Raw genomic sequence first — 20379 nt, 5'->3', positions numbered from 1 at the left:
CCGACAAGGTCGACAAGGCCTACAAGAAGGAGAGCACCGGTGAGATACCGGTCGCCTCCGTGCCGCGCCCGATGCCGGGCCCACCCCGTTTCCCGGACGGTACGCCCGCGCGTGGCATTCCGCGTCTCCCGGACGGTACGCCCGCACACGGCTTCCCCCGCTTCCCGGACGGTACGCCCGCGCATGGCGTCCCGCGCTTCTCCGCCGACGGCGCGCCGGTGCGTGGTGGGCATCCCGAGCAGCGTGAAGTCGGCGGTGGCTGGGGCCGGTTGGGGAACCAGGCGCCGAGGATTCCCGGGCAGAGGCAAGGGCCTGGCCCCGGGCCCGGACCCGGTGGCCCCGGCGCCCCGGGCGTCCGCGGCCGCCCGCGCGCCGCCGGTCCCCGGCAGGCGTACGTCGACGCCTTCGACGCCGACGTGGACGACGATGTGTTCACGCCCCACCGCACCCCAGTCCGCCACCAGGACCCTTACGACCCCGTCGCCGACCGGTATCCGACGGGCGAAGAGAGCGGTGCGGCCGGTGAGCCCCCGCGCCCCGGTGTCGACGAGCGGGCCGACGGTGAGGGGGACGGCAGGAACAAGGGCGGCAAGGGCCGGGCGTTCACCGGCATCGCGGCCGCCGCCGTCACCACCGTGCTCGCCGTCGTCGTCGCCGGGCAGGTCACCGGCGGCCATGAAGACTCCACCCCACAGGCGCGGTCCACCGCCGGTGGCGACCGGGTCACCCGTGACGCCGCCTCGCGCGGGGACGGCCGGCCGACCCCGTCCGGGACGGCGCAGGCCGCGGTGCTGACGTACGACCAGAAGATGGCCAAGAGGTACCCGCTCGGCGCCAAGCTCAAGGCGTCGGGGAGGTTCGACGCCGTCCCGGGCTTCGACAAGGCCCCCGGCAAGGGGCGCAAGTACACCTACCGCGTGGACATCGAGCAGGGGCTCGGCCTCGACGGCGCGCTGTTCGCCGAGGCCGTGCAGAAGACGCTGAACGACAGCCGGAGCTGGGCCCACAACGGCGCCCGTACCTTCGAGCGGATCTCCTCCGGAAAGCCCGACTTCGTGATCACGCTGGCGAGCCCGGGCACCACCGGCGTCTGGTGCGCCAAGTCCGGGCTGGACACCACCGAGGACAACGTGTCCTGCGACTCCGCCTCCACCGAACGCGTCATGATCAACGCGTACCGGTGGGCGCAGGGATCGAAGACATACGGTGATCAAGTTCACGCCTACCGTCAGATGCTGATCAACCACGAGGTCGGCCACCGCCTCCGATACGGCCATGTGAGCTGCGACAAGGACGGCGAACTCGCCCCCGTCATGCAGCAGCAGACGAAGTTCCTCGACCATGACGGGATCCACTGCAGGGCCAACGCCTGGCCCTATCCCGGGAGTTGACAGGCGTCTCTCAGCTCACGTTGACATGGGGCGAAAGTTCGTTCATATTTCTCCGCATGTCGCCTCGCCACGCCTCCGCACGCGCCGCCATTGAGCTGGCGCTCATCGGCGTGACCGCGATCTGCGTGGCCGACATTCTCTGTCGCTGACGTCCGCCTTTCGGCGCACGCGTCGCGATCCCTGCCGCACCCTTCTCGGTGACCCGTCCTTTCGTGGCCTCCTCCCGCTGTGGCCTCTTCCCGGTTTTCGACGACCTCGCGCCAAGGCGGACGTCTGTTCGCGTTCGTCTCACATCGCGTCCATCCGTCTCAACATTCGAGAGGTCGTCCTTCCGATGCGTCAACCGTCCCGCACAGCCCGCCGCGTGGCCGCGGCATCCGTCACCCTGGTCGTGGCAGCGGGCGTGGCCGCCTGCGGGCCCGAGGACAACGATGCCAAGGGCTCCAGCGGCGACTCCAAGCCGCAGAAGGGCGGCACCCTCACCGTCCTCAACGCGAACCCGCAGACCGACTTCGACCCGGCCCGGCTCTACACCTCCGGCGGCGGAAACGTTCCGTCCCTCGTCTTCCGCACGCTCACCACGCGCCACCGCGCGAGCGGCGCCGCAGGCGCCGAGGTCGTCCCCGACCTCGCCACCGACACCGGCCGCCCGAGCAAGAACGCGACCGTGTGGACGTACACCCTGAAGAAGGGCCTCAAGTACGAGGACGGCACCGCGATCACCTCGGCCGACGTCAAGTACGGCATCGAGCGCTCCTTCGCCGCCGAACTCTCCGGCGGTGCCCCCTACTTGAGGGACTGGCTGATCGGGGCGGCCGACTACCAGGGCCCGTACAAGGACAAGAAGGGTCTCGACGCGATCGGGACGCCGGACGCCCGCACCCTCGTCTTCCACCTGAACAAGCCCGAGGGCGAGTTCCCCTACCTCGCCACGCAGACGCAGTTCACCCCCGTGCCGAAGGCCAAGGACAACGGCACGAAGTACGAGGAGCACCCGGTCTCGTCCGGCCCGTACAAGGTCGTCAGCAACGAGAACGACGGCGAGCGGATCACCCTGGAGCGCAACACCCACTGGTCCGCGTCCACCGACGCCGAGCGCAAGGCCCACCCGGACAGGATCGACGTACGGTCGGGTCTGGACTCGTCCGTGATCAACCAGCGGCTGTCGGCGTCCCAAGGCGCGGACGCCGCCGCCGTCACCACGGACACCAACCTCGGCCCCGCCGAACTCGCCAAGGTCTCCGGCGACAAGGAGCTCGCCTCCCGCGTCGGCACCGGCCACTTCGGCTACACGAACTACCTCGCCTTCAACCCGAAGGTGAAGCCGTTCAGCAACCCGAAGGTGCGCCAGGCGATCTCGTACGCCATCGACCGCACCTCCGTGATCAACGCGGCCGGCGGCTCCTCACTCGCCGAGGCCGCGACGACGTACCTGCCGAACCAGAAGTCCTTCGGCTACACGCCGTACGACCTCTTCCCGGCGGGCACGTCAGGCAACGCGGCGAAGGCCAAGGAGTTGCTGAAGGAGGCCGGGTACAAAAACGGGCTCACCATCACGCTCACCCACTCCAACGACAAGGACTTCGAGACCAGCCCGGAGATCGCGACCGCGATCCAGGACGCGCTCAAGAAGGCCGGCATCACCGTCAAGCTCCAGGGCCTGGAGATCAACGACTACAAGGACAAGATCCACAGCGTCAAGACGGAGCCGGGTCTCTTCCTCGCGCACTGGGGAGCCGACTGGCCCTCCGGCGGCCCCTTCCTCGCCCCGATCTTCGACGGCCGGCAGATAGTCAAGGACGGCGCCAACTTCAACACCGGCTTCCTCAACGACAAGTCGGTCAATGACGAGATTGACGCGATCAACAAGTTGACCGATCTTGACGAGGCCGCCAAGCGCTGGGGTGCACTGGACAAGAAGATCGGCGAACAGGCGCTGACCGTGCCGCTGTTCCACCCGGTCTACAAGCGCCTGTACGGCAAGGACATCAAGAACATCGTGATCAGCGACTGGACCGGCGTCCTGGACATCTCCCAGGTCGCGGTGAAGTAGCACCGTGAGCGAGGCACTTGTCGCCTCCCAGGCCCCCGGGACGGGCATACCCGTCCCGGGGGCCTCGGGGGCCCGTCAGTTCTGGCGGCGGCTGCGCACGCAGCGCGCCGCCCTCGTCGCGGCGGCCGTCGTCGCACTGCTCGTCCTGATCGCCCTCGGCGCACCGCTGCTCACCGCCGTCGAGGGCCAGGACCCCACCTCCTACCACCCGGGGCTCGTCGACTCCGCGCGCGGCGGGGTGCCGACCGGACCGCTCGGCGGCATCAGCGGCAGCCACTGGCTCGGCGTCGAACCCCAGACCGGACGCGACCTGTTCGCACGGCTGGTGTACGGGGCACGGGTCTCGCTCGGCGTCGCGCTCGCGGCGACCGTGGTGCAGGTGCTCCTCGGCATCCTCGTCGGCGTCGCCTCCGGCCTCGGCAACCGCTGGGTGGACCTGGCGCTCAGCCGGCTCACCGACATCTTCGTCGCCATGCCGCTGATGGTCATGGCCCTGGCGCTGCTCTCGATCGTCCCGACGAGCTTCCCGCGGCCCGTCCTGGTGGCGCTCGTCGTCGGCCTGGTCTCCGGCTGGGGCACGATGGCGAAAATGGTGCGCGCCCAGACGCTCACCCTCAAGGAGCTCGACTACGTCTCCGCGGCCCGCCTCAGCGGCTGGGGCTCCTGGCGGATCGCCCGCCGCGAGCTGCTGCCGGGCCTGGCGGCGCCCGTCATCACGTACTCCGCACTCCTCGTCCCGCAGAACATCTCCGTCGAGGCGGCCCTGTCCTTCCTCGGCGTCGGCGTCAAACCGCCTACGCCGTCCTGGGGGCAGATGCTCACCGCCGCCGACGTCTGGTACCAGGCGGCCCCGCAGTACCTGCTGCTGCCCGCCGGCTTCCTGTTCGTGACCGTCCTCGCGCTGACCGTGCTGGGCGACGGGGTGCGCACCGCCCTCGACCCGCGCGCGGCCTCAAGGCTGCGCATCGGAACGGGACGCAGGGGCGAGGCCAAGGCGGACGCCGGTGGGACGGTCACGCAGGAGAAGGGGGCCCAGGCATGAGCGGCTTCGGCGGGTTCGTACTGCGCCGCGCCCTCGGCGCCGCCGTCACCCTGTTCGCCCTCTCGGTGATCATCTACGTCGTCTTCTACGTCACCCCCGGCAACGTCGCACAGATCACCTGCGGCCCGCGCTGCTCGCCCGCCCAGGTGCACCAGGTCGCCGAGCAACTCCAGCTGAACGACCCGCTGTACGTGCGCTACTGGCACTTCCTCGAGGGCATTTTCGCCGGCCACGACTACTCGACCGGCACCTCGGTGCAGCACTGCTCGGCGCCCTGCCTCGGCCGGTCGTACCAGTCCGACCAGCAGGTCACCGAGCTGATCCTGGCGAAGCTGCCGGTCACCTTCTCGCTCGTGATCGGCGCGATGGTGCTGTGGCTGGCCCTCGGCATCGGCAACGGCGTGCTCTCCGCCTGGCGGCGCGGCCGCCTCACCGAGCGCGTGCTGACCGGCGTCACCCTCGCCGGGTTCGCCACGCCCGTGTTCGTCATCGGCCTGGTCCTGATGATCGTCGTCTGCGGGCAGTTGGAACTGCTGCCCTTCCCGCAGTACGTCGATTTCTCCGACGACCCCGAGCAGTGGGCCTGGAACCTGCTGCTGCCCTGGCTGTCGCTCGCCCTCATCGAGTCCGCCAAGTACGCCCGCCTGACCCGCTCCGCGATGCTGGAGACCCTCGCCGAGGACCATGTGCGCACCTTCCGCGCATACGGCGTCGGGGAGCGCGCCATCATCGGACGGCACGCGCTGCGCGGGGCCCTCGCCCCCGTCATCGCCCTCAACGCCAACGACTTCGGGTCGGCGATCGGCGGCGCGGTGCTCACCGAGTCGCTCTTCGGACTGCCCGGCATCGGGCGGGAGTTGGTGCACGCCGTGAACGTCGTCGACCTGCCGGTGGTCGTCGGCATGGTCCTGGTGACCGGCTTCTTCGTGGTCCTGGCCAATGCCGTCGCGGACGTCCTGTACGCGGTGGCCGACCGACGGGTGGTGCTGTCATGAGTTCCGGCAGCCCCGTGGAAAATCTCGTGAAGAGTCCTGTGGGTGGTCTCGTGGAAAGCCTTGTGGAAGTCAGCGATCTCACGGTCGGGTTCGGTTCGCTGCGCGCCGTCGACGGCCTCTCCTTCCGGCTGGAGAAGGGCGCCGCCCTCGCCCTGGTCGGCGAGTCCGGCTCCGGCAAGTCCACCGTGGCTTCGGCCCTCCTGGGGCTGCACCGGGGCACGGGGGCGCGCGTCGGCGGCACGGTGAAGGTCGCCGGCGTCGACGTACAGGAGGCGTCCGAGAACGAACTGCGGCGCCTGCGCGGCGGGAGGGCCGCCATGGTCTTCCAGGACCCGCTGTCGTCCCTCGACCCGTACTACGCCGTCGGCGACCAGATCGCCGAGGTGTACCGGGTGCACACGAAGGCGTCCCGGCGGGCGGCACGCGCGCGTGCCGCCGACGTACTCGACCGGGTCGGCGTCGCGGACGCCGTGCGCAAGGCACGGGCGAGGCCCCACGAGTTCAGCGGCGGCATGCGCCAACGCGCCCTGATCGCCATGGCGCTCGCCTGCGAGCCGGACCTGCTCATCGCCGACGAGCCGACGACCGCGCTGGACGTGACCGTCCAGGCCCAGATCCTCGACCTCCTGCACACGCTGCGGGAGGAGACCGGGATGGGACTGCTGCTGGTCACGCACGACGTGGGCGTCGCCGCCGAGAGCGTCGACGACGTCCTCGTCATGCGGCACGGGCGCGCCGTCGAGCACGCGCCGGTCGGCGACGTCCTGGGGGCGCCCCGGGAGACGTACACGCGGGAACTGCTGGGGGCGGTCCCGCGGGTGGACGTGCGCCGGGCCGGGAGCCCGGGCGTGACGGACGGGGCTCTCACGAACGAGGTCGTTCTCGAAGCGGTCGGTCTGCGGCGCGAATTCGGCCGTGGGAAACGGCGGTTCGCGGCCGTGGACGACGTGTCGCTCACCATCCGGCGCGGGGAGACCCTCGGCGTCGTGGGGGAGAGCGGCAGCGGCAAGACGACACTGGGGCGGATGCTGGTGGGGCTGCTGGAGCCCACGGCCGGATCGGTGCGCTATGAAGGCGCCGAGCGGTCCGGGGTGAGCCCCGCCGTGCAGATGGTTTTCCAGGACCCCGTCTCCTCCCTCAACCCGCGGCGCAGCGTGGGCGAGTCGATCGCCGACCCGCTGCGCGCGCGGGGGGAGAGGGACGAGGAGCGCATCCGGGCGCGGGTACGGGAGCTGCTGGAGCGGGTGGGGCTGGAGCCCGCGCACCACGACCGCTATCCGCACGAGTTCAGCGGCGGGCAGCGGCAGCGCGTCGGCATCGCCCGGGCCCTCGCCGCCGATCCGCGTGTCATCGTCTGCGACGAGCCGGTCTCCGCGCTCGACGTCACCACGCAGGCCCAAGTGGTCGCCCTGCTCGGTGAGCTGCAGCGGGAACTCGGGCTCGCCCTGGTCTTCGTGGCGCACGACCTCGCCGTCGTACGCCAGGTCAGCGACCGGGTCGCGGTGATGCGGCGCGGCCGGATCGTCGAACACGGGCCCGCCGACGAGGTGTACGAATCGCCACGGGATCCGTACACGAAGCAGCTGCTGGCCGCCGTACCGGCCCTCGATCCGGCGGTCGCCGCCCGGCGCCGGGCGGCCCGTCGAGAGCTGGCCGCAGCTTAACGAAACGTAACTGCTTGATCCCTTAGCGCGACAGAACGCGAACCGCTCGGGAAAGTTACGACCGTTCACCCCTTTTGGTGGCGCGATGGACAACCGTCCGTCGCGCCACCGTCATGTCCGCATACGTTCGTCCCGCTGCGAGCCGCCGGGTCAACGGCGGCTCCCCATACGGGAGATCGGGGGTGCACTGGTGCGCATCGGACTGCTTACGGAGGGTGGCTATCCGTATGTGAGCGGTGACGCCAGGCTCTGGTGCGACCGGCTCGTACGCGGGCTCGACGGGCACGAGTTCGACATCTACGCGCTCAGCCGCACCGAGCGGCAGGAGGACGAGGGATGGATCCAGCTGCCGCCCCAGGTCGGCCGGGTGCGGACCGCGCCTCTGTGGATGGCCGAGGACGACGGGGTCGTCCATGGCCGACGCGTACGGCGACGGTTCGCGGAGTGCTACGGGGAGCTGGCGGCCGCTGTCTGCGGAGGCCCTTCCGGGGGCTCTCACGGCGCCGAGGCGGACCGTTTCGGCAACGCGCTGTACGGCCTCGCGGAACTCGCCCGCGACGAGGGCGGCCTGGTGGGGGCGCTGCGCTCCGAGGACGCCGTACGCGCCCTGGAACGCGCCTGCCGCGCACCCGGCGCACTCCGAGCGGCGCGCGAGGCGCGCGTACCGGATCTGCTCACCGTCGCCGCGCACCTCGAACGCGCCCTGCGCCCCCTCTCCCTCGACTGGTACGAGGACGACGGGCTCGGCTCGGTCGACCTGTGCCACGCGGCGGCCGGCGGCTCCGCGGCGCTGCCCGGGCTCCTCGCCCGGCACTTCTCCGGAGTGCCGCTGCTGGTCACGGAGTACGGCGTGCAGTTGCGGGCGCACTACCTGTCCGCCGCCTCGGCCGGGGAGGCACCCGCGGTGCGGGCCCTGCTCGCCGCCTTCCACGGCAGGCTGGCCGCCGAGGTCTACGAACGGGCCGCGCTCATCACACCGGGCAACACGCACGCCCGCCGCTGGCAGGAGCGGTGCGGCGCCGACCGCGCCAAGCTCCGCACGGTCTACCCCGGCATGGAGGCCTCCCGCTTCGCGGAGGTCGGTGAGAGCACCGAGGGCACCGACCCCGACACGCTCGTCTGGGTCGGCCGCATCGAGCCCGCCAAGGACCTGATTTCGCTGCTGCACTCCTTCGCGGAGATCCGCAAGGAGGAACCGAAGACCCGGCTGCGGATCGTCGGAGCCGCCGCGGGCCCCGAGGGGGAGGCCTACCTCGGCCACTGCCGGGCACTGGCGGCCCAGCTCTTCCCCGACGAGGCGGAGGGCGTGCACGCCGTCGGCGACAACCCCGTCTCCTTCGAGGAGATCGGCGGCCCGGAGGTCCCGAACCTCGCCGAGGCGTACGCGTCCGGCGCCGTGGTCGTCCTGTCCAGCGTCGTCGAGGGCTTCCCGATCAGCCTCGTCGAGGCCATGTTCTGCGGCCGCGCCACCGTGTCCACGGACGTCGGCGCGGTCGTCGAGGTCATCGGCGGTACGGGGCTGGTGGTTCCGCCGCGCAATCCGCGGGCCCTCGCCGAGGCGTGCGTGACGCTGCTGCGCGACCCCGAGCGGCGCGAGCGTCTCGGCGCGGCGGCACGCGCGCGTGCCCTTGAACTGTTCACCGTCGAGCAGAACATCGCGGCATTTCGCAGCATTTACCTGGAGATCGTCTCGCACTCGCCGATACGCCGTGTCGTCGTGGACGACACCGGTGAACCCCTCCCCTTCGGCGTACCGGCGGAGGCCCACGTACCCGGCCGCTGGCACGCGGCCCGCCTCCTGACCGCCACCCGTCCGCACTGGGCGGCCGGCGCTCCCGTCCGCGCCACACCCCAGGGACCCGTCCCGGCGGGGGAGGGCGCGCGATGAGCGAGTTGAGCGAGGCGGCAGCACTGGACCGGCCGGAACGACCGCAGCGGCCGAGCAGCCCCGGAGCGTGGGACGAGCGGTCTGCGGGGTGGCTTGTGTTGGCAGAGGCAGAGGCAGAGGCAGAGGCAGAGGCAGAGGCAGAGGCAGAGGCAGAGGCAGCGGGAGCGGGAGAAGGGGCGGGGCTCGTGGCTGGGACGGAGGCCGATGCGCGTTCCGAGGGGGCGGGGCGCTCCAAGGCGGGGGTCGAGCTGCGGGAGATCAGCGGTGCGGGCGATGCCGGCGGTGCGGGTGGCGCAAGCGCCGCGGGCGCTGCCGCGCCCGTGGTCGGCGACCGCAGGCCCGCCGCCCGTCGCGGTGCCGTCGATCCGGTGAAGGCGCTGATGCACCGGCACCGAGAGCTCTGCGAACGAGCCGTGGACCCCTTGGAGATCGCGGCGGGCCTGGAGGCGCACGGCGTGACCGACCGGACCGCCGCGCGCTTCAGACACCGGGACGTGTTCTCGCTCGCCGAGGAGATGTTCGCGCGCATGCCCCGCGACGGGGAGACGGCGACGCCACCCGACGCCGAAACGCACTCCGGCACGCGCGCCGACTGGGCCGCGCTCGCCCTGCTGCCGGGCGCCCTGTGCGCGGCAGCCGTGGTCGGGCTGCGGCTCACCGACGGGCAGCCGCGCCTCGCGGTCGCCGCGGCCGGGGCCCTCGCCGTCGCACTCGGCGTGCGCGCCGCCCTCCGCCGCGGCCCGCTGCACACCACGTTCCGGACGACGAGCGGCACGCGCGCGTGGACCTGCTGGCTCATCGCCTACGCCCTCCTCGGCGACGGACTGCTGAGCGCGGGCGTCGACGGCGGCCCCGACGGACCCTGGCCCCCCGCCACCGCCCCCGTCCTGGCCCTCGCCCTGGCCTGCGCCCCGGCAGCCTGGTGCGCCCACCTCTTCGCCGTACGCGCCCGCCGCAGACTCAACGCCAGCCGCGGCCTCGCGGAGTTCGCCGACTCCGTGCAGCCGGTGCTCCTCGGCGCGTTCACGCTCTTCCTCTGTGCCCTCGGCGGGCTGCTCGCCCTGTGCGGGGCGGTGCTGGACGAGCCCGCCGCGTACGCCGGAGCGGGCGCCCTCGGCGCGCTCCTGCTGCTCGCCCGGCTGCTGACCGTGCACGGCTTCAGCCACGCCCCGGCCGTCGCCCTCGGCGCCGCGGGTGCGGTCGAGGCGACCGCCCTGACCACGGTCTTCGCGGGCCGTCTGCCGGGCTGCTCGTTCCTGGCCGGGCCCGTCGAAACCGTCGTCGGCGCCTGGGGACCGGGCGCTGTCCCTGCGCTGGCGTGCGGCGCCGCCGCCCTCGTCCTGCTCATCCACTCGACCCGCACCCTGACCCGCGCCTCGGCCCACGCCACGCCCTCCGGGGCGCCATGAGCCGCGACCCGCACCCCGGCCCACGGCACCCCACCCGGCGCCATGAGCCATGACCCGAGACCCGGTCCGCGGCGCCCCCACCGCCGCACCGCGATCAGTGCCCGGAGCCCAGCTCCCGCCCCGGGCGCACCCCTCCCGCGGGGCCGACACCGCGGGCCCTCTCACCCACGGCACCACCCCGAAGGAGAACGCCAGATGATCACCTCCCGTACCGGAGAATCCGCCCCGGGAGCTGCCCGATGAGGGTCCTGCTGATCGGAGCCAACGGATACCTCGGCCGCTTCGTCGCCGACCGTCTGCTCGCCGACCCGGCCGTGCAGCTCACCGCGCTCGGCCGGGGCGACGACGCCGACGTACGTTTCGACCTCGCGTCCGGCAGCCCCGGCGCACTCACCCGCTTCCTGGACGCGGTGCACCCCGGCGTCGTCATCAACTGCGCGGGCGCCACCCGCGGCGGCGCCCGCGACCTGACCCGGCACAACACCGTCGCCGTCGCCACCGTCTGCGAGGCCCTGCGCCGCAGCGGCTGCGGGGCACGGCTCGTGCAGATCGGCTGCGGCGCCGAATACGGGCCCAGCCAGCCCGGCTCGTCCACCGCGGAGGACGCCGTGCCACGCCCCGGCGGCCCGTACGGCGTCAGCAAGCTCGCCGCCACCGAACTGGTCCTCGGTTCCGGACTGGACGCCGTCGTGCTCCGCGTCTTCTCGCCCGCGGGACCGGGCACCCCGGCCGGCTCCCCGCTCGGCCGCCTCGCCGAAGCCATGCGCCGCGCCATGCAGTCCGGCGACGGCGAACTGAAGCTCGGCGGACTCGGCGTCCAACGGGACTTCATCGACGTCCGCGATGTCGCCCGTGCAGTCCATGCCGCCTCCCTCTCCGCCGCCCAGGGCGTCATCAACATCGGCTCCGGCCGCGCGATCCGGCTGCGCGACGCCGCCGCCGTCCTCGCCCGCGTGGCCGGGTACGGCGGCGCCCTGCACGAACTCGACGGGCCGTCCGGCCCCATCCGGGCGACCATCGGCCACCCGCGTACCGACCCCGACCACGCGGCTCCGGCCGCCTACCCCTACCCGGACGGCTGCGGCAGCTGGCAGCAGGCCGATGTGCGCACCGCACGCGACAGGCTCGGCTGGCGGCCCCGGATCAACCTCGAGGAATCCCTCGCCGACATCTGGATGGAGGCGGCATGCCGCATCTGACCAGCACCGCAACGGGCACCGCGAGCACCGACTTAGGACTCGGCTTCGGCATCCCCGGCTATGCGCACCCCCTGGTCGCTCCGCTGGAATGGGGCGAACTCACCCGCCCCGGAACCCCGCTGCACTGGGTCGTCCTGAACGTGGCGGCCGGCCCCGGCATGCGGCCCGACCCGCACTGCCTGGAAGCGGCCGGTCGGCTGCGCAACGCCGGTGTCCGCGTGCTCGGACACCTCGATGTGACGTACGGCGCACGCACCTTCGGTGAGCTGGCCTCCGACGCACAGCGGTATCTCGACTGGTACCGCGTCGACGGCTTCCTGCTCGACCGCTGTCCGACCGAGCGCGCCGCGCTCCCCGAGGTCCGCCGTACGGTCGCCACACTCCGCGCACTCCTCGACGGCGGCCACATCGTGCTCGGCCACGGCAGCCACCCCCACCCCGGATATGCCGAGAACGCCGACCAACTGGTCACCTTCTCCGGCCCCTGGAGCGACTACCGCTGGTCGCAGGTCGCCGAGTGGACTGCCGACTACCCGCCCGAGCGTTTCTGCCACTTCGTGCACGGCGTGCCCCGCGGTCATCTGGAGGAGGCGCTGCGCATCGCCCGCTGGCAGGGCGCCTCCACGATCTACTTCACCGACCGCACGGATCGCGCCGGACGCGTCGACCCCTGGGAGGCGCTGCCCGGCTACTGGGACGAAATCGTCTCGCGGATCGGAACGGGTGTCTCGGAATGAAGAAGGGCGTGGCAGTGTTACGGGGAGAACAACTGTAGTGATTGACCGACCAACGGAGTCCCCGTGTCGCTGCCACCCCTGGTTGAGCCGGCTGCTGAGCTCACCGTAGACGAGGTTCGCAGGTACTCCCGCCACCTGATCATCCCTGATGTGGGCATGGACGGGCAGAAGCGGCTGAAGAACGCCAAGGTGCTGTGTGTGGGCGCCGGCGGCCTCGGATCGCCGGCGCTGATGTACCTGGCCGCCGCGGGCGTGGGCACGCTCGGCATCGTGGAGTTCGACGAGGTCGACGAGTCGAACCTGCAGCGCCAGATCATCCACAGCCAGGCGGACATCGGCCGCTCCAAGGCCGAGTCGGCCCGCGATTCGGTGCTCGGCATCAACCCGTACGTGAACGTCGTCCTGCACGAAGAGCGGCTCGAAGCCGAGAACGTGATGGAGATCTTCGCGCAGTACGACCTGATCGTCGACGGCACGGACAACTTCGCGACCCGCTACCTGGTCAACGACGCGGCCGTGCTGCTGAACAAGCCGTACGTGTGGGGTTCCATCTACCGCTTCGACGGCCAGGCCTCGGTCTTCTGGTCCGAGCACGGCCCCTGCTACCGCTGCCTCTACCCGGAGCCCCCGCCGCCGGGCATGGTCCCCTCCTGCGCCGAGGGCGGTGTCCTGGGCGTGCTCTGCGCGTCCATCGGCTCCATCCAGGTCACCGAGGCGATCAAGCTCCTCGCCGGCGTGGGCGACCCGCTGGTCGGCCGTCTGATGATCTACGACGCCCTGGAGATGCAGTACCGCCAGGTGAAGGTCCGCAAGGACCCGAACTGCGCGGTCTGCGGCGAGAACCCGACCGTCACCGAGCTCATCGACTACGAGGCCTTCTGCGGCGTCGTGTCCGAGGAGGCCCAGGAGGCGGCCGCCGGCTCGACGATCACTCCCAAGCAGCTCAAGGAGTGGATCGACGACGGCGAGAACATCGAGATCATCGACGTCCGTGAGATCAACGAGTACGAGATCGTCTCGATCCCCGGCGCCAAGCTGATCCCGAAGAACGAGTTCCTCATGGGCACCGCCCTGGAGACCCTCCCGCAGGACAAGAAGATCGTCCTGCACTGCAAGACGGGTGTCCGCAGTGCGGAAGTCCTCGCCGTCCTGAAGTCCGCGGGCTTCTCGGACGCCGTGCACGTCGGTGGCGGCGTGATCGGCTGGGTCCACCAGATCGAGCCGTCCAAGCCCGTCTACTAGACGCGCGCCTTCCTCGGAGGGGCTCGGCACCACTGCTGGTGCCGGGCCCCTTTCCGTTGCCCGGACTACGAGGCGCAGACCTTGCCGTCCTTCGGCACCGTTCCGTTCAGCAGGTAGCTGTTCACCGTGGAGTCGACGCAGTCGCTGCCACTGCCGTACGCGCCATGGCCCTCGCCCTTCCAGGTGAGCTCCACACCGACGCCCTTGCCCAGCTCGTCCGCCATCCTGCGGGCCCCCTCGTAGGGCGTCGCCGGGTCGCCGGTGTTGCCGACGACCAGGACCGGCTCGGCCCCCGGCGCGCTGACCTCCGGAGTGTCGTACTGACCGGCCACCGGCCAGTCGTGGCACCAGCCCGCCGTGTCCCAGCCCATGAAGTCGCCGAAGACGGGCGAGATCTTCTCGAACTCCGGCAGCAGCTTCTTCGTCTCCTCGGCCGTCGGCCGCTGCTTCGCGTCCAAGCACGATATGACTCGTTGGGAATGCGTCGTCGTGCCGTAGTGACCCGACGTGTCACGGTCGTTGTAGCCGTCGGCGAGTTGCAGCAGCTGCGAGCCGTCCCCTTCCTCGGCCGCGCTCAGGGCGCTGGTCAGGGTCGGCCAGCCTTCTTTGCTGTACAGCGGCAGGACGATGCCCGTGAGCGCGAGTGTCTGGGTGAGCTTGCGGCCGCTGGAGGTGCGCAGCGGCTTGGCATCGATCCGCTTCAGCAGGTCGACGATCTTCTGGGAGCCCTGCTTCGGGTCCTGGCCCGTGGACTTGAGGTAGTCGTCCAGAGCACGCTGGAATCCCAGGGTCTGGTTCTTGGCGTGGCCCACCGTGTCGGCGCTCGGGTCGACGACCGCGTCCAGCACCAGGCGTTCCACGTTCTTGGGGAACAAGTGGGCGTAGACGCCGCCCAGCTCGGTGCCGTAGGAGATGCCGAAGTAGTGCATCTTCTTGTCGCCGAGGACCTGGCGCATCAGGTCCATGTCCCGGGCCGTGTCGGTCGTGGAGACGTGGGACAGCAGCTCTCCGGCCGTCTTCTTGCAGCCCTCGCCGAAGTCGGCGGCGTCCTTGAAGTACGCCGTCTCCTCCGCCGCGTCGTCAGGAGTGGCGTCCACGGCCTCCGAGGCCTGGATCGCCTTGTCGCCGCGGCAGCGCACGCCCTCGCTGGCGGCGACCCCGCGCGGGTCCCAGCTCACCAGGTCGTAGCGCTGGTGAAGAGGGCTGACGATGCTCGCGTACGACGGCATCATGGAGACGCCCGAGCCGCCGGGGCCGCCGAAGTTGAACAGGAGCGAGCCGATGCGCTTGCTCTGGCCCCCGGCGGCCTTCGACCGGATCAGTGCGAGGCCGATGGTCCTGCCGTCCGGCTTCGCGTAGTCCAGCGGCACCTTGAGCGTCGCGCACTGCCAGTCGTCGCCCGGCTCGGCGGAGCCCGAAGCGGCCTTGCAGCGGCCCCAGCCGAGCTTCTGCGAGGTGAGGGAGGCGGGCAGCTTCGCCGACGCGCCGGCCGAGCCCGACGGCGTACCGGAAGAGGAATCGGAAGCAGAGGAGGAGGCGGACGACGATGCGCCGGCGCCCTTCCCGTCGTCCGAAGCGTCCCCCGACGAGCCGCCGCTGCAGCCGGACACCAGCAACGCGGCGGCGGCCAGCGCCGTCCACCGTACGAAACGCGCCATGAACATTCCCCCCTCGCCCGTCGTCCGCACACGTCGCGGATGACCTGCACGTCATATTAGGCGGGGAGCGAGATTCGACCTCGGCAGCCTGTGGAAAACTCTTTGACCTGCGCTTTTATGAGCAGACGGTGCCGGTCGAAGGGACCTTCCCCTCCAGCAGATAGCCGTCCACCGCGCTGTGTACGCACTTGTTACCGCTGTCGTACGCGCCGTGCCCCTGTCCCTTGTACGTCAGCTCTACACCGACGCCCCGGCCCAGCTCCTCCGCCATCTTCCGCGCGCCCTCGTACGGGGTCGCCGGGTCCCCGGTGTTGCCGACCACGAGGATCGGGGCCGCCCCCGGCGCGCTCACGTCGGCGTGGTCGGCAGCGCCCGCCACGGCCCAGTCGGTGCAGGTGACCATGGACCAGGCCAGGTAGTCGCCGAAGACCGGCGAGGCTGCGCGGAACTCCCGGAGCTTCGCCTGTACGTCGGCCGCGGTGTAGCGCGGTTTCTCGTCGGCGCAGTTGATGGACACGTTCGCCGCGGCCATGTTGCTGTACTGGCCGTCGTTGTTGCGTCCGTTCAGCGAGTCCGCCAGCACCATCAGATCCCTGCCGTTGCCGCCGTAGGCCTGGTCCAGGCTCTCGACGAGGTACTCCCAGAAGTCCTTCGAGTACAGGGCCTGGGCGATGCCGCTGGTCGCGGCGGTCTGGGTCAGCTCGCGCGGGAAGATCCCCTGGATCGGCTTGCTGTCGAGGTCCTTCAGCAGCTTGGCGATCCGGTCCTCGACGTCCTGCGCGCTGTCGCCGATCGGGCAGTCCGCGGTCTTGGAGGTGCAGTCCTCGGCGAAGTTGTCGAGCGCGAGCTGGAAGCCCTTGGCCTGCGCGAGGGAGCCCTGTTCCGGGTTCTGCGTCGGGTCGACGACCGCGTCGAAGACGGCCCGCCCCACCTTCTTGGGGAACAAGTGGGCGTAGACGCCGCCCAGTTCGGTGCCGTAGGAGATGCCGAAGTAGTGCAGTCGGTCGTCGCCGAGGACCTGGCGCATCAGGTCCATGTCGCGGGCCGCGTCGGTGGTGCGCAGATGGGGGAGGCTTTTGCCGGAGTTCTTCTCGCAGGCCGCGTTGAACGCCCGGGTGCTCTCCAGCAGCTTCTTCTGCTCGGCGGCGTCGTCGGGGGTGGCGTCCTGCTGGAAGTACTCGTCGAGCTGTTCGTCGTTCTCGCACTTCACACCGGCACTGCGGCCGACCCCGCGCGGGTCGAAGCTCACCAGGTCGTAGCGCGTGCGCAGCTTCGTGTAGTCCTCGCCGAACGAGGGCAGTGCGGTGACGCCCGAGCCGCCGGGGCCGCCGAAGTTGAACACGAGCGAGCCGACCCGCCTGGCCGGATCGCCGCTCGCCTTCGCCCGGATCAGCGCGATCCCGATGGTCTCGCCCTTGGGCTTGGCCCAGTCGAGGGGCGCCTTCATGGTGGCGCAACTCCACTGCGCACCGCCGGGCAGAGGTGAAGGGGCGTCACCTCCGCCCTCGGACTCGGACGGCGCCGGGCAGTCCTTCCAGCTCAGCTTCTGGGCCGACAGATCCTCGTCCTTGGAGTCGTCGCTGCATCCCGTCATCAAGGAGGACAGCAGTACGGCGGTGACGGTCAGCGCAGCGGCGCGCAGCTGGGGCGGGTTCGGCATGCTCCCCATCCTGCGGTCGTGCGGGGCGGTGCGCCCTCGGCGCGGGCCGTACGAGGTACGCGTGCGGGCGCGGGGCGTGCCCGGAACTTGCCTACAGCGCGCCCTTGCGGGTCAGGTGGTTGAAGAACAGCCACCCCGGCAGGACCGGCAGCCACAGGGTCAGCAGCCGGTACAGCAGCACCGCGGGCGCCGCGACCTCCTTGGGGAGCCCCACGGCGATCAGACCGACCGTCAAGGTCGCCTCGACCGCGCCCACACCACCCGGAGTCGGCGCCGCCGAGCCGAGCGCGTTGCCGGCGAGGAAGACGACGGCGACGCTGGCGAGGCTGAGCGTGGTGGTGTCCTCGTGGCCGAACGCGCGGATCGACGCGTCCAGGCACATCACGAAGCAGGCGGTGAGGAGCAGCATGCCGCCGATGCCGGTGATCAGCTTCTGCGGCCGCTGCAGCACGTCGAGCATGCGCGGCACCACGCCCGCGAAAAGCGACCGCACGCGCGTGGCGACGAATTTGCGCAGGAAGGGCACCGACGTGACCACGAGGACGAGTACGGCCACGGTCAGCAGACCCGCGATGACCGTGCGGGACGGCGACAGCGAGGGCGTCTTCTCGGTGCCGGTCAGATAGCCGAAGGACAGCAGCATCAGGATGTGGCAGCCGAGTCCGAACAACTGCGAGGCGCCGACGCTCGCCACCGCGAGTCCCGGGCGCACTCCGGCGCGCTGCAGGAAGCGCGTGTTGAGGGCGACACCGCCGACCGCGGCGGGCGCCACGATCTTCACGAACGATCCGGCGACCTGCGCCGCCACGGTTCGTACGAAGGGCACCCGTTCGGGCACGAAGCCGAGCAGGCTCATCGCCGCCGCGAAGTAGCTGAGCGCCGAGAACAGCACGGCCGCGGCGACCCAGCCCCACTCGGCGTCGTCGAAGAGAGTGCCGAACTCGATGTGCGTGAGCTGCGTCAGCAGGAAGTACGCGCCGATGGCACCCGCGATGAAACTCATGAGCGTGCGCGGCCGGACGCGCTCCAGGCGGGCCGGTTCGACCGGCGCCTGGGGTCTGATCAGCAGCACCTGGTGGCGGATCTGGGTGAGCAGATCCTCCTCGCGCGCCTCGTCCAGAGCCTCGTCGATCGCCCGCTTCTCGGCCCGCTGCTCGGCGCGTACGGCCTTCTTGTCGGGCTTTTCCAGGACGGGCGGGGTGTCCTTGTGGGCTTCCTCGGCGCGGGCGAGCTTGTCCTGCCGGGATGCCTCAAGGACCGCCTCGCGCTCACGCTGCGACCGCTCCCGGGCCAGCCTTCGCAGCGTCGCGCGCGTGGAGCGCGTCAACGCGATCGGCTGCAGGAGCGGCAGACAGTCGGCGACCGCGTCCGGACCGAGCACGCCGACCGCCGACGCGACCGCCCGCTCCGCGCCCACGCGCAGCCCGAGCGTGGTCAGCAGCTGCGCGATGTCCATGCGCAGGACCAGATCGCCCGCCGCGATCTCACCGCCGCGCAGATCGGTCAGGATCACCGTGCCGGAACGATCCACCAGGATCGCGTCGCCGGCGAGCCTGCGGTGCGCGATGCGCCGCGACTGCAGCGCCCGCACCTGACTCCAGGTGTCCCGCAGCAGGTGGTCGGTGATGAGATCGTCGGCCACCGAGTCCAGGGTGCGCCCGCCGGTGTGCTCGTAGACGAGCATCACGGCGTCGGGGCCGAGTTCGGAGGTCGCGATCAGCTTCGGCGCGTTGGCACCGGCCGCGATGGCCGCGTACGCGAGGAGGGCCTCCTGCTCCAGGGCCTGGCGCAGCGACTGGAGGCTGCGGCGCGTGGTGATGCTGCGCAGCGTCAGCCGGCGCCACACCCGGTAGAAGAAGCCCTGCGCCTGCTGCTCGCGGTCGACCACCGTGACGTCCAGCGGTGGGCCGTCCTCCAGGGAGACGAAGTAGCGCCGGCCGCGGTCACCGTTCTCCGAGGAGTCCGGAGCCTCCTCGCGGGCCGCGGAGACGGGGTGGAAGCCGACGTGCCGCAGGCCCGCCATCAGCGTCCGGCCGGTGGGCCGCACGTTCGGCGAGCCGACCGCGTACAGCGTCCCGTAGGCGACCGTCCAGCCGATCAGCACCGTCAGGATGATCGAGAACGGTGTCGTGTAGCCGGTGACCAGCATCGAGAAGGCGTCGAGGAGCAGCACCACCCACAGCACCGCACGCCAGCGTGGCCTGCGGGACATGCCGACGGCCGTCATGTACGCGATCACCGGCGCCAGATAGCCGTGCACCGGGTCGGTGAGCGCGTGGATGTCGCCCGGCGAGGGCTGGGTGAGAGCCTCCTGGATGGAGCCGGGGGCGCCCTTGGCGACCCACAGGTCCGTGGCGAGTGTCACCCCGTGCGCGAGCACCGCGGCGAGGACGCCGTCGGCGATGCGCAGCCCGTCCCGCTTGATCAGCCGCTCGATCGCGAAGGCGACCGGCACCAGAAGGATCGCGATGCTCGACGCCAGACCCGCGATCTTGATCAGCAGATCCGGCGCCTGACCGGTGCCCTTGTTGATGTCCTGCTCAAGCCCCGACGTGGTGCCGTGCGCGAACGCGGCGACGGCCAGCAGCACGGCGATCGCCAGCACCCCGACCAGCAGCCGCATCAGGTCGGAAGGACGGTGCACGCGCGCGGGGAGCAGTGGTTCGTCGCCCTCGACCTCGTCGACATGGGTGCCGTCGACGCAGTCGTCGTCCCGCCCCGTCTGCTGCTCGTCGGCCGTGTTCTCGTCCCGCTCGGCCCGCTGCTCCTCGGGCGTGCTCTCGTCCGTCTTCTCGTCCACGTCGTCGGCATCCGGGCGCGACGAAGCCTCAGACGTGCTCTCCGCCCCTTCGGGGTGCACTCCCTGCTGCCTCATCGTCTCTTCTTGGTCTCGTATCACCGGTCACCGCCCGCACGATGGTGGCATGCCCGACCGACACAGGGGGGCATCAGGGTGCAGGACAGGGGCGCACAGTCTGCCCGAAGCGCCGCGCCCAGGGCGAGCGATACGCACAGTCGCCACCGCGTCACATTGTCGGTGGGGTGGGGCAGGATGGGGCGGATGAGCGAGGAGAGTCTCCCGGCGGACGCCCTGCCGGAGTACGCGGAGCGGGTCCTTGAGGTCGCCGAGCTGATCCCGCCCGGGCGCGTCATGACCTACGGGGACGTGGCGGAATGGCTGGAGGAAGGCGGCCCGCGCCAGGTGGGCCGTGTGATGGCCCTCTACGGAGGAGCGGTCGCGTGGTGGCGCGTCATACGCGCGGACGGAGTGCTGCTCCCGGGCCACGAACTCCGCGCGCTCGCCCACTACCGCGCGGAGAGCACCCCCCTCAAGGACGCGAGCAGGGCCTCCCAGGGACATCTGCCGCGCGTCGACATGAAACGGGCGCGCTGGGACGGCGGCGAACGCGCGGAAGGTCACATCTGACAGCTTCCGCCATC

General features: G+C 71.2%; 15 protein-coding genes. 12 read left to right on the top strand and 3 right to left on the bottom strand.

The genetic code is table 11. From position 1 onward, the window contains the following. Nucleotides 1–71 precede the first annotated feature (71 nt). From ABZS97_RS24835 to moeZ, 11 genes are all read left to right on the top strand, one after another. Nucleotides 72–1391, top strand: a complete 1320-nt coding sequence (locus ABZS97_RS24835) for a DUF3152 domain-containing protein (protein WP_356140585.1) — start codon at nt 72–74, stop codon at nt 1389–1391. A 56-nt stretch (nt 1392–1447) separates the two neighbouring features. Further along, the gene (locus ABZS97_RS24830) at nt 1448–1540 is read left to right on the top strand and encodes an Ms4533A family Cys-rich leader peptide (protein WP_356140564.1); all 93 of its coding nucleotides are present in this window, start codon (nt 1448–1450) and stop codon (nt 1538–1540) included. A gap of 185 nt (nt 1541–1725) precedes the next feature. Then, nucleotides 1726–3444 carry an ABC transporter substrate-binding protein gene (locus tag ABZS97_RS24825; protein ID WP_356140562.1) on the top strand — a complete coding sequence of 573 codons (1719 nt, stop codon included), beginning with the start codon at nt 1726–1728 and terminating at the stop codon, nt 3442–3444. Between the two features lie 4 nt (nt 3445–3448). Next, the gene (locus ABZS97_RS24820) at nt 3449–4486 is read left to right on the top strand and encodes an ABC transporter permease (protein WP_356140560.1); all 1038 of its coding nucleotides are present in this window, start codon (nt 3449–3451) and stop codon (nt 4484–4486) included. Further along, the gene (locus ABZS97_RS24815; protein ID WP_356140558.1) at nt 4483–5481 is read left to right on the top strand and encodes an ABC transporter permease; all 999 of its coding nucleotides are present in this window, start codon (nt 4483–4485) and stop codon (nt 5479–5481) included. Before ABZS97_RS24820 ends, ABZS97_RS24815 begins: the two co-directional genes overlap by 4 nt. After that, nucleotides 5478–7145, top strand: coding sequence for an ABC transporter ATP-binding protein (locus tag ABZS97_RS24810; RefSeq protein WP_356140556.1), 1668 nt, complete (start codon nt 5478–5480; stop codon nt 7143–7145). The genes ABZS97_RS24815 and ABZS97_RS24810 overlap by 4 nt, the downstream gene beginning before the upstream one ends. A gap of 190 nt (nt 7146–7335) precedes the next feature. Beyond that, nucleotides 7336–9033, top strand: a complete 1698-nt coding sequence (locus ABZS97_RS24805; RefSeq protein WP_356140554.1) for a DUF3492 domain-containing protein — start codon at nt 7336–7338, stop codon at nt 9031–9033. Nucleotides 9034–9218: 185 nt separating this feature from the next. Then, complete coding sequence (locus tag ABZS97_RS24800) at nt 9219–10442, top strand: hypothetical protein (RefSeq protein ID WP_356140552.1); 1224 nt, start codon at nt 9219–9221, stop codon at nt 10440–10442. 239 nt (nt 10443–10681) lie between these two features. Beyond that, nucleotides 10682–11641: an NAD-dependent epimerase/dehydratase family protein gene (locus ABZS97_RS24795; RefSeq protein ID WP_356140550.1), complete on the top strand. Its 960-nt coding sequence runs from the start codon at nt 10682–10684 to the stop codon at nt 11639–11641. Beyond that, the gene (locus tag ABZS97_RS24790) at nt 11629–12378 is read left to right on the top strand and encodes a spherulation-specific family 4 protein (protein ID WP_356140548.1); all 750 of its coding nucleotides are present in this window, start codon (nt 11629–11631) and stop codon (nt 12376–12378) included. Before ABZS97_RS24795 ends, ABZS97_RS24790 begins: the two co-directional genes overlap by 13 nt. A 63-nt stretch (nt 12379–12441) precedes the next feature. Next, nucleotides 12442–13620, top strand: coding sequence for an adenylyltransferase/sulfurtransferase MoeZ (moeZ, locus tag ABZS97_RS24785; RefSeq protein ID WP_356140546.1), 1179 nt, complete (start codon nt 12442–12444; stop codon nt 13618–13620). Between the two features lie 65 nt (nt 13621–13685). On the opposite strand, the gene ABZS97_RS24780 is transcribed toward moeZ, so the two are convergent. The 3 genes from ABZS97_RS24780 to ABZS97_RS24770 all read right to left on the bottom strand — a co-directional run bounded on the left by ABZS97_RS24780 (nt 13686) and on the right by ABZS97_RS24770 (nt 19813). Further along, nucleotides 13686–15278 carry an alpha/beta hydrolase gene (locus tag ABZS97_RS24780; RefSeq protein ID WP_356140544.1) on the bottom strand — a complete coding sequence of 531 codons (1593 nt, stop codon included), beginning with the start codon at nt 15276–15278 and terminating at the stop codon, nt 13686–13688. Between the two features lie 115 nt (nt 15279–15393). Then, complete coding sequence (locus tag ABZS97_RS24775) at nt 15394–16938, bottom strand: alpha/beta hydrolase (RefSeq protein ID WP_356140542.1); 1545 nt, start codon at nt 16936–16938, stop codon at nt 15394–15396. Between the two features lie 91 nt (nt 16939–17029). Next, nucleotides 17030–19813 (bottom strand): lysylphosphatidylglycerol synthase domain-containing protein, encoded by a 2784-nt coding sequence (locus tag ABZS97_RS24770; protein ID WP_356140540.1) that lies wholly within the window; start codon nt 19811–19813, stop codon nt 17030–17032. Nucleotides 19814–19999: 186 nt separating this feature from the next. Between ABZS97_RS24770 and ABZS97_RS24765 the strand changes: the two genes are divergently transcribed. After that, the gene (locus ABZS97_RS24765; RefSeq protein ID WP_356140538.1) at nt 20000–20365 is read left to right on the top strand and encodes an MGMT family protein; all 366 of its coding nucleotides are present in this window, start codon (nt 20000–20002) and stop codon (nt 20363–20365) included. Nucleotides 20366–20379 lie beyond the last annotated feature (14 nt).

It is taken from the genome of Streptomyces sp. NPDC005485, from assembly GCF_040606085.1.
Taxonomy (GTDB): domain Bacteria; phylum Actinomycetota; class Actinomycetes; order Streptomycetales; family Streptomycetaceae; genus Streptomyces.
Note: the sequence above shows the minus strand (reverse complement) of the source record. Positions and strands in the feature narration are given on the sequence as shown.

Bases quoted from the DNA above. Each gene is read 5' to 3' on its own strand.
- ABZS97_RS24835 (WP_356140585.1), top strand. From the start codon at position 72: ATGCCGGGCCCACCCCGTTTCCCGGACGGTACGCCCGCGCGTGGCATT.
- ABZS97_RS24830 (WP_356140564.1), top strand. From the start codon at position 1,448: ATGTCGCCTCGCCACGCCTCCGCACGCGCCGCCATTGAGCTGGCGCTC.
- ABZS97_RS24825 (WP_356140562.1), top strand. From the start codon at position 1,726: ATGCGTCAACCGTCCCGCACAGCCCGCCGCGTGGCCGCGGCATCCGTC.
- ABZS97_RS24815 (WP_356140558.1), top strand. From the start codon at position 4,483: ATGAGCGGCTTCGGCGGGTTCGTACTGCGCCGCGCCCTCGGCGCCGCC.
- ABZS97_RS24810 (WP_356140556.1), top strand. From the start codon at position 5,478: ATGAGTTCCGGCAGCCCCGTGGAAAATCTCGTGAAGAGTCCTGTGGGT.
- ABZS97_RS24795 (WP_356140550.1), top strand. From the start codon at position 10,682: ATGAGGGTCCTGCTGATCGGAGCCAACGGATACCTCGGCCGCTTCGTC.
- ABZS97_RS24790 (WP_356140548.1), top strand. From the start codon at position 11,629: ATGCCGCATCTGACCAGCACCGCAACGGGCACCGCGAGCACCGACTTA.
- ABZS97_RS24780 (WP_356140544.1), bottom strand. From the start codon at position 15,278: ATGGCGCGTTTCGTACGGTGGACGGCGCTGGCCGCCGCCGCGTTGCTG.
- ABZS97_RS24775 (WP_356140542.1), bottom strand. From the start codon at position 16,938: ATGCCGAACCCGCCCCAGCTGCGCGCCGCTGCGCTGACCGTCACCGCC.
- ABZS97_RS24770 (WP_356140540.1), bottom strand. From the start codon at position 19,813: ATGAGGCAGCAGGGAGTGCACCCCGAAGGGGCGGAGAGCACGTCTGAG.
- ABZS97_RS24765 (WP_356140538.1), top strand. From the start codon at position 20,000: ATGAGCGAGGAGAGTCTCCCGGCGGACGCCCTGCCGGAGTACGCGGAG.